This window comes from Halomonas sp. (genome assembly GCF_031581305.1).
Classification (GTDB): Bacteria; Pseudomonadota; Gammaproteobacteria; order Pseudomonadales; family Halomonadaceae; genus Halomonas.
In genome coordinates this window covers 1-9676 of record NZ_JAVLBC010000123.1, presented here as the reverse complement: position 1 = coordinate 9676, position 9676 = coordinate 1, and the positions used below count along the sequence as shown (strand labels likewise).

General features: G+C 68.1%; 12 protein-coding genes. 2 read left to right on the top strand and 10 right to left on the bottom strand.

The annotated features are described in order from the left end of the window. Positions 1-208: 208 nt before the first annotated feature. The 4 genes from rpoH to ftsY form a co-directional block, all read right to left on the bottom strand. Complete coding sequence (gene rpoH / locus RI841_RS11085) at positions 209-1075, bottom strand: RNA polymerase sigma factor RpoH (protein WP_310705662.1); 867 nt, start codon at positions 1073-1075, stop codon at positions 209-211. A 125-nt stretch (positions 1076-1200) separates the two neighbouring features. Further along, a complete protein-coding gene (gene ftsX / locus RI841_RS11080; protein ID WP_310705661.1) occupies positions 1201-2175 on the bottom strand; it encodes a permease-like cell division protein FtsX in 975 nt (324 codons plus the stop codon). Next, positions 2172-2840: a cell division ATP-binding protein FtsE gene (ftsE, locus tag RI841_RS11075; protein ID WP_310705660.1), complete on the bottom strand. Its 669-nt coding sequence runs from the start codon at positions 2838-2840 to the stop codon at positions 2172-2174. Before ftsE ends, ftsX begins: the two co-directional genes overlap by 4 nt. Then, positions 2837-4090 (bottom strand): signal recognition particle-docking protein FtsY, encoded by a 1254-nt coding sequence (gene ftsY / locus RI841_RS11070; RefSeq protein WP_310705659.1) that lies wholly within the window; start codon positions 4088-4090, stop codon positions 2837-2839. The genes ftsE and ftsY overlap by 4 nt, the downstream gene beginning before the upstream one ends. Positions 4091-4181: 91 nt before the next feature. On the opposite strand from ftsY, the gene rsmD reads away from it, so the two are divergent. Then, a complete protein-coding gene (gene rsmD, locus RI841_RS11065) occupies positions 4182-4856 on the top strand; it encodes a 16S rRNA (guanine(966)-N(2))-methyltransferase RsmD (protein WP_310705658.1) in 675 nt (224 codons plus the stop codon). A gap of 81 nt (positions 4857-4937) precedes the next feature. Beyond that, entirely contained in the window at positions 4938-5132 is a 195-nt protein-coding gene (locus RI841_RS11060; RefSeq protein WP_310705657.1) for a cell division protein ZapB, read from the top strand. Positions 5133-5139: 7 nt separating this feature from the next. Here the strand turns inward: RI841_RS11060 and rimI are convergent, their stop codons facing one another. The 6 genes from rimI to RI841_RS11030 all read right to left on the bottom strand — a co-directional run. After that, complete coding sequence (gene rimI / locus RI841_RS11055) at positions 5140-5601, bottom strand: ribosomal protein S18-alanine N-acetyltransferase (protein ID WP_310705656.1); 462 nt, start codon at positions 5599-5601, stop codon at positions 5140-5142. Further along, complete coding sequence (locus RI841_RS11050) at positions 5588-6403, bottom strand: hypothetical protein (RefSeq protein WP_310705655.1); 816 nt, start codon at positions 6401-6403, stop codon at positions 5588-5590. Before RI841_RS11050 ends, rimI begins: the two co-directional genes overlap by 14 nt. Then, complete coding sequence (locus RI841_RS11045) at positions 6400-6711, bottom strand: BolA/IbaG family iron-sulfur metabolism protein (RefSeq protein WP_310705654.1); 312 nt, start codon at positions 6709-6711, stop codon at positions 6400-6402. Before RI841_RS11045 ends, RI841_RS11050 begins: the two co-directional genes overlap by 4 nt. 45 nt (positions 6712-6756) lie before the next feature. Continuing rightward, positions 6757-8181: an MFS transporter gene (locus RI841_RS11040; RefSeq protein WP_310705653.1), complete on the bottom strand. Its 1425-nt coding sequence runs from the start codon at positions 8179-8181 to the stop codon at positions 6757-6759. A 79-nt stretch (positions 8182-8260) separates the two neighbouring features. Further along, positions 8261-8647: a hypothetical protein gene (locus RI841_RS11035; protein WP_310705652.1), complete on the bottom strand. Its 387-nt coding sequence runs from the start codon at positions 8645-8647 to the stop codon at positions 8261-8263. A gap of 211 nt (positions 8648-8858) precedes the next feature. Then, on the bottom strand, positions 8859-9676 hold an 818-nt coding region (locus tag RI841_RS11030), incomplete at its 5' end, for an amino acid--tRNA ligase-related protein (protein ID WP_310705651.1).

Below are 9676 nucleotides of genomic sequence, written 5' to 3'. Positions count from 1 at the left end.
GCGCCGAGCGCCGAGCGCCGAGCGCCGAGCGCCGAGCGCCGAGCGCCGAGCGCCGCAGAATGGTGTCCTGGTTATTCCGGGTATCAACGAAGAAACCCACCGGATGTCGAATCCGGTGGGTTTCTCGTAGTGCGCCTTGAGCTATGCCGCCCGTCACTAAGTAGCTTGGCGGCTCGGTGCTTGGCCGCTTGGCGCTGCCCGAAGGGCGTCACGCCACCAGGGCGTCGCCAATCTGCTGGCGGATCTTCTTCATGGCATTCTTCTCGAGCTGGCGGATGCGCTCGGCGGAGACACCATAGACATCGGCCAACTCATGCAGGGTAGCCTTGTCGCCCCCCAGCCAGCGACGCTGCAGGATATCCCGGGAGCGCTCGTCGAGCGCCTCCAGGGCCTGCTTCAGGCGGTGCGTGGCATCCTGTTCCCAGTCGCTATCCTCGAGCTGGGTGGCCGGGTCGGCGCTGCTGTCGTCGAGGAAGTGCACCGGTGCTTGGTAGGGGGATTCATCATCTTCGCCCGGCGAGGCATCAAAGCCGGCGTCGTGGGCCGACAGGCGCCCTTCCATCTCGCGCACCACCTCGGGCTTGACGTCGAGGTCCTTGGCGATGGCTTCCACCTCGTCGCTGTTCAGCCAGGCCAGGCGCTTCTTGGCGCCCCGCAGGTTGAAGAACAGCTTGCGCTGGGCCTTGGTGGTGGCGATCTTGACGATGCGCCAGTTGCGCAGCACGAACTCGTGGATCTCGGCCTTGATCCAATGCACGGCGAAAGAGACCAGCCGCACACCCTGGTTGGGATCGAAGCGCTTGACGGCCTTCATCAGGCCGACGTTGCCTTCCTGGATGAGGTCGGCCTGGGGCAGACCGTAGCCTGAGTAGCTGCGGGCGATGTAGACGACGAAGCGCAGATGCGAGAGCACCAGGCGACGCGCCGCCTCGAGGTCGCCCTCGTCATGCAGGCGAAAGGCCAGCTCACGCTCCTCGTCCACGGTCAGCATCGGGATGCCGTTGACCGCCTGAATGTAACCGTTCAGGTCATGACCCGGGGAGAGTTGACCCACCGGCAGAAGACTGGTGCTCATGTGCCGATTGTCTCCTTCGAAACCCATAGTGCTGTGTAAAGTTGCCACATAAGACGGCCAAGACCGACAAAAGTTCGGCTGATGCCCGATATCCCCTAGATTCGACCACCGTATCGCGGCATGCATCAGCGTGACCGTATCTCCGCCAGGTGCCGATTTACGGCAATCCAAGCGCCTAGCCAGCCAAGTAGTGTACTAGAACATAGCAGTATTGTAGACCCCTCGAGGCCCAGTCGCGGCAAGTGGAAACTGGCTCCATAGCTCGCCGCCAGGGCGGAAACCGGCGCCGAGAGCCAGTCGCTGCCCAGCGTCAGCAGGCCACAGGCCAGCAGGCCGCCGCCCAGCCCGAACCAGGCACCGCTGTAGAGGAAGGGACGACGCACAAAGGCATGGGTGGCGCCGATCAGGGTCACCACCTCGATCTCCTGCCGGCGATTCTCCACGGCGAGCCGTATGGTATTGCCCACTACCAGCAGCACACCCAGCCCGAACAGCACGCCCAGCGCCAGGGTGACCCGTTGGCCCAGCTCAGCGATGTGACGCAAGCGCTCGAGCCAGGCGAGGTCCAGGCGCACCTCATCGACACCGGGAACGGCCTCGAGGGCATCGGCGAGTCGTCGCACCGCCTCGGGATCAGGGTCCCCGGGGCGTACCACCACGCTGGCCGGCAAGGGATTGCCCTCGAGTCGCGCCAGGGCATCGCGGAGCCCCAGCGCCTGCTGGAACTCGGCCATGCCCTCGGCGGCGGTGATCAGCCGGGTGCCGGACACCCCCGCCTGGGCAGCCAGTGCCTCCTCGATGCGACCGGCCTCGCCCTCCCCGACCCCGGTTGCCAGGTAGGCGGTGAGGGTTGCGCTCTCCTGCAGTTCGGCGTCGAGCAGGCGGGCGCTGTCCAGGGTCAGCCAGAGCCCCGCGGGCAGCACCAGGGCGATGGCGATGGCCAGCATGGTCAGCAGGCTGCCCAGCGGGCGGCGCAGCAGGCGGCGGGCACTGTCGAGGGCCATGGCGCGGTGGTGACGCGCCCAGGCGCGCCAGCGGACGCCACTTCCCGGCCGGTGCGTGCGCGCGCCACGGGGTGAGGGGGCGGTTTCGCGGCTCATGCGATCTCCTCGTCGGCCACCAGGCGCCCCTCGTGGAGCCGCAGGGTACGGTGACGCAGCCGGGCGATCAGCGCCAGGTCGTGGCTGGCGACCATCACCGTTGTGCCGATGCGGTTGAAGTCCTCGAACAGCGCCATGATGTCGGCGGAGAGCTGGGGGTCGAGATTGCCGGTAGGCTCGTCGGCGAGCAGCAGCGCCGGCTTGTTGACCACCGCCCGAGCGATGCCGACCCGCTGCTGCTCGCCGCCGGAGAGCTCGATGGGGAGCGCGGCCTCGCGGTGCAACAGCCCCACCTTGTCCAGGGCCGCTCGTACCCGCCGCGCCGCCTCGCGGTGCTCGATCCCCTGAATCTCCAGCGGCAGGGCCACGTTGTGATAGATCGAGCGATCGAAGAGCAGCTGGTGGTCCTGGAAGACCACGCCGATCTGGCGGCGATAGAAGGGGATCTGGCTATGGTGCAGGCGGTCGATGTCATGGCCCGCCACCCGCACCTTCCCGCGACTGGGACGTTCCAGGCGCATGATCAGGCGCAGCAGCGAGCTCTTGCCCGCGCCGGAGTGGCCCGTGAGGAAGACCATCTCGCCGCGCCGCACCTGGAAATCGATATTGGCGAGCGCCTCGAAGCGCCCTCCGTAGCGCTTGCCGACGTGCTCGAAGGCGATCATGACTCGGGCGACACCGGCTCGCGGTCGAACAGGGCATCGACGAATTCGCTCGCCACGAAGGGGCGCAGGTCATCCAGCGACTCGCCGACGCCGATGAAGCGGATCGGCGTACCGAGCTGGCGAGCCAGGGCGAAGATGATGCCCCCCTTGGCCGTGCCGTCAAGCTTGGTCAGGGTGATGCCGGTGACCGGCACCGCCTCGTTGAAGGTCGAGGCCTGGGCGAGGGCATTCTGGCCGGTCCCGGCGTCGAGGACCAACATCACCTCATGGGGGGCACTGTCGTCCACCTTGCCCATCACCCGGTGGACCTTCTTCAACTCTTCCATGAGGTGGGCCTTGTTGTGCAGGCGGCCGGCGGTGTCGGCGATCACCACGTCGACGCCCCGCGCCTTGGCGGCCGACACGGCATCAAAGATCACCGAGGCGCTGTCGGCGCCGGTGTGCTGGGCGATCACCGGCACGTCGTTGCGCTCGCCCCAGACCTTGAGCTGCTCCACCGCCGCCGCCCGAAAGGTGTCGCCGGCAGCCAGCATTACGCTGCGCCCCTCGCGCTGGAAGCGCTGGGTCAGCTTGCCGATGGTGGTGGTCTTGCCCACGCCATTGACGCCCACCACCAGGATCACGAAGGGGCCTTCGCCCTTCGACGGCAGCGCCAGCGGCCGGGTGACGGGCTCGAGCATCGCCGTGAGCTCCTCCTGCAGAGCCCGATAGAGTGACTGGGGCTCCTTGAGCTCCTTGCGCGAGACCCGGTCGGTGAGCCGGTCGATGATCTCGGTGGTGGCCTCGATACCGACGTCCGCCATCAGCAACTGGGTCTCGAGCTCCTCCATGAGCTCGTCGTCGATCTGCTTGCGGCCCATGAAGAGGTCGGCCAGGCCGTCGGTGAGGTTGGCGCGCGTCTTGCCGAGCCCGGCACGGATTCGGGCGAACCAGCCCTTCTTCTCGGCGACTGGCTTCTCCTGCAGGGCCACCCGGGGCGGCTCGGGTTCAGCCGCAGGCTCGGGCTCGGGCTCGGGCTCGGGCTCGGGCTCGGGCTCAGGCTGGGGCCCTGCCGCGGGCTTGGGTTCGGGTTCCGGCTCGGGCGCCTCTGCCGACTGGCGGCCGGAGGTGGCCTCGTCGGTCACCTCCGACGGCGAGGGGGTCTCGGTGACGTCGTCTGTCGCTTGTTCTTCCGACCGGCGCTCGGCCTCCTGTTCCGGTGTCGCCTGCTGCCCTTCCTGCTTCTTCTTGCGCTTGAAAATACCGAACATGGGGGGATCACGCCTCGCGGATGAACGAATCGCCTCATCCTACCATCGCGCACCATGACTGTGGACAAGGCGGCGGTTACAATCCGCTCCCATGACACGACGCCGCCCCCCCTCTCGAAAGTTCCGCCGTCCGGCCGCCCACCCCGCCAAGGGTCCCGGCCGCCGGAACGCCGGCCGCCGGAACTCCGGACGGCTGCGCCTGATCGGCGGCGAGTACCGGCGACGTCAGCTGCCGGTGATCGACCACCCGGGGTTGCGCCCCACCCCCGACCGGGTGCGCGAGACGCTCTTCAATTGGCTTGCCGCCGCCACCCCCGGGGCACGGGTCCTGGACCTCTTCGCCGGCACCGGAGCGCTCGGCCTGGAGGCCCTTTCGCGGGGTGCCCGGAAGGCGGTGTTCGTCGAGGGTGACCCCCGGGTGGCGCGTCAGCTGGCCGACAACCTCACCACGCTGGGGGCCGCTGAGCGCGGGCGCCCGGTCAATGCCGATGCCCTGGCCTTCCTTGCCGGCGACCCCACCCCCTTCTCCCTGGTCTTCCTCGATCCGCCCTTCCGCCAGGGGCTCGCCGAAGCCTGCTGCCGCGCCCTGGAAGCCGGCTGGCTCACCGAGGACGCCTTCATCTATGTGGAAACCGAGTCGTCGTTAGTACCCGAGGTTCCCGTCGGCTGGCAGCTGCACCGTGAGGTGCGTGCTGGCGACAGCACCGCACGCCTCTACCACCGGCATCCGCCCGGCCCGAAGTCGCCGGACGGCGACGCTTGCTGAGCCCCGACCGCAGCGTTACGCTGCGCGCTGAAGAACCCCGTTAGGCATGCCCCACCAGCAGGATGTTGTCAGGAGAACAGGATGAGTATCGAACTCTTCAACCAGCTCGAACAGAAGGTCACCAGCGCCGTCGAGGCCCTGGAGTTGATGAGGATGGAAGCCGAGGAGCTGCGCGAGGAAAACGCCCGCCTGAAGCAGGAGCGCGAGGAGTGGGAGCGTCGCCTCTCGGCGCTGCTGGGCAAGTTCGACCAGGTCGAGACGACCCCCAGCAGCTGAGGCGATATCAAGTCAGCGGGAGCGACATCAGCAGCGCATCCTCCCGCCGGCCGCCGGTGCGCGAAGGGTAGTAGCCACGCCGTCGGCCATCCTCGCCGAATCCCGCACGCCGATAGAGCGCCAGGGCCGACTCATTGCCCGACCTGACCTCCAACAGCAGGCGCTCACTCTGCCAGGTCCGCGCCTGTTCGATCACCGCCGACAGCAGCCGCCCTGCCATCCCCTGGCGACGTACCTCTTGCGCCACCAGGATTGCCTGCAGCTCCGCATCGAAGGGCAGCCGCACTACCACCGCATGACCGACCAGGCACGCCTCGCGCTCGATGCCATACACCCGGGTGTCGGGGTCGTCCAGCGCCGCCTGCAGCTGGCCTTGCGTCCATGGGTCTTGGCTGGCGGCCTGCTCCAGTGCCACCAGCATCGCCAGGTCGGCGGGGCCGAGCAGCCGCACCGCCTCAGTCGGGATCACGATCCGCCCGCCAGGCATTGCGCCAACCGGCCATCCGCGGCCAGAGGGCGCGCTTGGCCTCGGCACTTTCGGCCAGCTCACTCAACGAGGGCCCCTGCCAGGCCGGCAGCGCCAGCAGGGGGCAGTGGCCATCGGAGAGGGTCAGCAGCGCGGCGAGGGTCTCGTCTTCCCCGAAGACCAGCAGCCGTTCCGGTGCCCAGCCTCGCTGCTGCCGACCGGCCAGAAAGGCCTGGAGACCCTCTCGGGCTTCCTCCAGTGGCGCCTCCACCGGCAGCCCTTCGACCTGGGGCCAGCGGAAGGCCTCGAAAGCCGGCATCTGCTCGGGCACCACGCCGGCCGCCTTCAGCAGGTGGCGAAGCAGGCGCAGTTCCATGCCGCCGGGCGGTGCCTCCCCGGGCAGCAGCACCAGCCAGCGGCCATCCAGGCAAGCCACCTGCAGGGTGAAGCGCAGCGCCTCCCCACTGTGGCGCACGGGACGGGAGCTGGACTCCTCGAGCACAGCCCCCTGCTCATCGGGGAGCACCAGATCACCGAGCAGCGCGCGGGCCTTGCCGGACGAAGGCCGATGGCGCGATTCCGGCTCGGCGGGGGCCGGTTGAGGGGTGGCGACCTGCGCCTGCGCGGCTTCGTCCAGCAGCGCATGCAGCCGTTCTCCCGGGGCGCGGCGCGCCTCGTCCACCGACGCGGCGGCCTCCCACTCACAGACCGGCGTGGGCAAGGCATTGGGCAGACGATAGCGCGAGGTCCAGGCCGTCAAGCCCATGGCCTCCAGGTACTGCAGACGCTGCGGCTCCGGAGTCACGACTGGCCGCCACCCCGGCAGTCGGGGGAGTCGGGGCGGGAGCGGCCGCTGGCCTCCCACTCCTCGGGCGTGAAGAGATGCAGAGCCAGGGCATGAACAGGACCGGCGAGTTCGTCGGCGAGCAGCGCATAGACTTGCTGGTGCCGCTTGACCGGCATCAGCCCCTCGAAGGAGGGGGAGACCAGGGTAACCTTGAAGTGGGTCTCGGAGTTCGGCGGCACATTATGCCGATGGCTCTCGTTCTCCACCGCCAGGAAGGCGGGCTCTAGGGCCCTGAGCTTGTCTTCGATGGTGGCCTGGATGCTCATGTCGGGGTTCCGATGCTGAGTGAGTGATAGGGCCATTGTACGCCTTCAGTCCGGGTCCGACGACGCCCGCAGCGGCTCGGCTCGGCGCGCCTCGCGCTGGGCCCGCCCAGCCAGCGACACCCGCCCCAGGCTCGCCACGAGCGACAGTACACAGGCCCCTGCCCCGACCCAGAGGGTCGCCTGCACCGGCGCCCCGGCGGCCAGGAAGGCCCCCACCAAGGCCACGCCCAGGGACTGTCCCACCGTACGGGTCGTGCTCATCACACCGGAGCCTCTGGCGCTGCGCTCATGTGGCACGCTGGCCATCATCTCGCGATTGTTGGGCGGCTGGAAGAGGCCAAAGCCAAGCCCGCAGAGCGCCGTGCGCCACAGGCTGTCCATGACGCCGGCCTCGGCATCGAGCCCGGCCAGGGCCGCAAGACCCATGAACAGCAGGACCAGGCCGCCGCTAGAGAGCAGGCTGGGGTTGACCCGATCCGCCAATCGACCGGCCAGGGGGCCCACCACCATGATCGCCAGCGGCCAGGGCGTGAACATCCAGGCGGTCTCAAGCGGTGTAAAACCCATCTCCTGCTGATAGAGAAAGGAGAGCGCCACGAAGGCCAGGCCCTGACCGACGAAGGCCAGCCCCGACGCCGAGACCGCCAGCGAGAAGCGTCGCTCGGCAAACAGCGAGAGTGGCAGCAGCGGGTGGCGGGCCCGGCGCTGGCGATACAGGAAAAGCACGGCACTGAGCAGGCTCAGTGCCAGCCAGGCGACTACCTGCCAGGCAGGCGCCCCGTGGCCGACGCCGTCCAGACCGAGGAAGAGCCCGGCCAGCATGGCCACCGAAAACAGTGCACCGCACCAGTCGAAACCATCTCGCCGTCCGGCCTCCCGAGGCAGCGCCCGCCAGGCCAGCCAGGAGGCACAGAGCCCCAGCGGCACGTGCAGGGCGAACAGCCACGGCCAGCTGGCCACCGAGAGCACCAGCCCCCCGAGGGTCGGCCCGGCAGCGTAGCCACCGGCCACCACCAGGGCAGAGAGCCCCAGGGCGCTGCCGAGCAGCCGCGAGGGAAAGATCGAGCGATAGAGCGAGGGCCCGATAGAAAGGGTCGCTGCTGCCCCCAGTCCCTGCAGGGCGCGGAACACCAGGAGGGTCTCGAGGCTGGTGGCGAGCGCGCTGCCCAGGGCCGCCAGGGTAAAAAGCGCCACCCCGGCGGCATACAGCCGCCGCCGGCTGAGCAGTTCGCTGAGGGCGGCAAAGACCAGCAGGAAGGCGGCACAGACGATCTGGAAGAGGTTGGTGACCCAGACCACGCGGGAAGCGGAGACCCCGAGGTCGGCCGCCATGGAGGGCAGCGCGATATTGACCATGGTGGTATCCACCACCGCCATCAGGGTACCGAGGATCAACGCCAGCACCGCCAGACGCCGCTCGGGGCCCGGCAAGCCATCGTCGCCGGGGCGGGTCGCGAAGAGTCGACTCATCCTGCTTCCATCACTGCGGGGTTCATAACGAGGAAACCGGCCGAAGCCGGTTTCCCATGTTCGCTGTCGGGCGGGAGGATCAGTCCTGGTCCGTCTCCAGGAGGAGGGCATCATCCACCTCGGAGATCTCCAGCGCCGCCTCGTTGTCGAGGTCGATGGCCAGGTAGCTGTGCTCGACCTGCAAGAAGCGCTGAAAGAGCGCCCAGTCCAGGACTTCCGGCCACTGGCGCTCATCCTCTTCCCAGGCGCGCAGCTCGGTCTCGAGAATCTCGAGGTAGCGCTCGCGCACGAAGGCTTCCAGGGCCTCGGGCGTATCCATCTCCGGGATCAGGTAGACGGTGCTTTCGCGCTCGACGTCGGCCAGGGTCAAGTCGTCTCCCTCCATCGTGGGTTCGAGCACATTGATCCAATCCACGAAATGCCGGGTCGGCCTGACGCTCAGGGCGGAGCGGTTGAGCAGTTTCATCACGGTCTCCTCGACGTCGAAACGACGACCATTATGGGTGCTGGCCGCCCCGGTTACCAATACTTCCCGCCATGGCGATACTAGACGGGGCTGATCCGGCGGAAGGCCTACGAGGAGGCGCTGTAAACCCCTCCCTGGGCGCTACCGACGCCGTCCATGGCGTAGGACCTCCTCTTCGGCCTCCCCCCGGTGCCCCTCGAATCATCGCCTGTCAATCGACTTCCGGGCGCATGGCCGGAAAGAGCAGCACATCGCGGATGGAGGCGCTGTCGGTGAACAGCATCACCAGGCGGTCGATGCCGATGCCCTCGCCGGCGGTGGGCGGCAGGCCGACCTCCAGCGCCCGCACGTAGTCGGCATCGTAGTACATCGCCTCCAGATCGCCGGCCTCCTTCTCCGCAGCCTGGGCGCGGAAGCGCTCGGCCTGGTCCTCGGCGTCGTTGAGCTCCGAAAAGCCGTTGGCGATCTCGCGGCCGCCGACGAAGAACTCGAAGCGCTCGGTGACGAAGGGGTTCGCATCCTTGCGCCGCGCCAGCGGGCTCACCTCGGTAGGGTACTCGGTGATGAAGGTGGGCTGCTGGAGGCGATGCTCCACGGTCTTCTCGAAGATCTCGATCTGGACCTTGCCCAGCCCCCAGCCGTCCTTGACGTCGATGTCCAGCCGCTCGGCAATCTGGCGCGCGGCAGACTCGTCGGCCAGGGCCTCGGCATGGATCTCCGGGTTGAACTCGAGGATGGCATCGAACACCGTGATCCGCCGCAACGGCTGGCCGAAGTCATACTCGAAGGTCTCCAGCACCTCGCCCTCGCCATTGCGCACGGTATTCACCACCGTGGTGGTGCCCAGCACCTTGCGGGTCACGCTGCGCAACATCTCCTCGGTGAGGTCCATCAGGTCGTTGTGGTCCGCATGGGCCTGATAGAACTCGATCATGGTGAATTCGGGGTTGTGGCGGGTGGAGAGCCCCTCGTTGCGGAAGTTGCGGTTGATCTCGAATACCCGCTCGAACCCGCCGACCACCAGGCGCT

What these genes read in the sequence shown, in the direction of transcription:
- rpoH (WP_310705662.1), bottom strand. Translation starts at nt 1,075, where the DNA reads ATGAGCACCAGTCTTCTGCCGGTGGGTCAACTCTCCCCGGGTCATGAC.
- ftsX (WP_310705661.1), bottom strand. Translation starts at nt 2,175, where the DNA reads ATGAGCCGCGAAACCGCCCCCTCACCCCGTGGCGCGCGCACGCACCGG.
- ftsE (WP_310705660.1), bottom strand. Translation starts at nt 2,840, where the DNA reads ATGATCGCCTTCGAGCACGTCGGCAAGCGCTACGGAGGGCGCTTCGAG.
- ftsY (WP_310705659.1), bottom strand. Translation starts at nt 4,090, where the DNA reads ATGTTCGGTATTTTCAAGCGCAAGAAGAAGCAGGAAGGGCAGCAGGCG.
- rsmD (WP_310705658.1), top strand. Translation starts at nt 4,182, where the DNA reads ATGACACGACGCCGCCCCCCCTCTCGAAAGTTCCGCCGTCCGGCCGCC.
- RI841_RS11060 (WP_310705657.1), top strand. Translation starts at nt 4,938, where the DNA reads ATGAGTATCGAACTCTTCAACCAGCTCGAACAGAAGGTCACCAGCGCC.
- RI841_RS11045 (WP_310705654.1), bottom strand. Translation starts at nt 6,711, where the DNA reads ATGAGCATCCAGGCCACCATCGAAGACAAGCTCAGGGCCCTAGAGCCC.
- RI841_RS11040 (WP_310705653.1), bottom strand. Translation starts at nt 8,181, where the DNA reads ATGAGTCGACTCTTCGCGACCCGCCCCGGCGACGATGGCTTGCCGGGC.
- RI841_RS11035 (WP_310705652.1), bottom strand. Translation starts at nt 8,647, where the DNA reads ATGAAACTGCTCAACCGCTCCGCCCTGAGCGTCAGGCCGACCCGGCAT.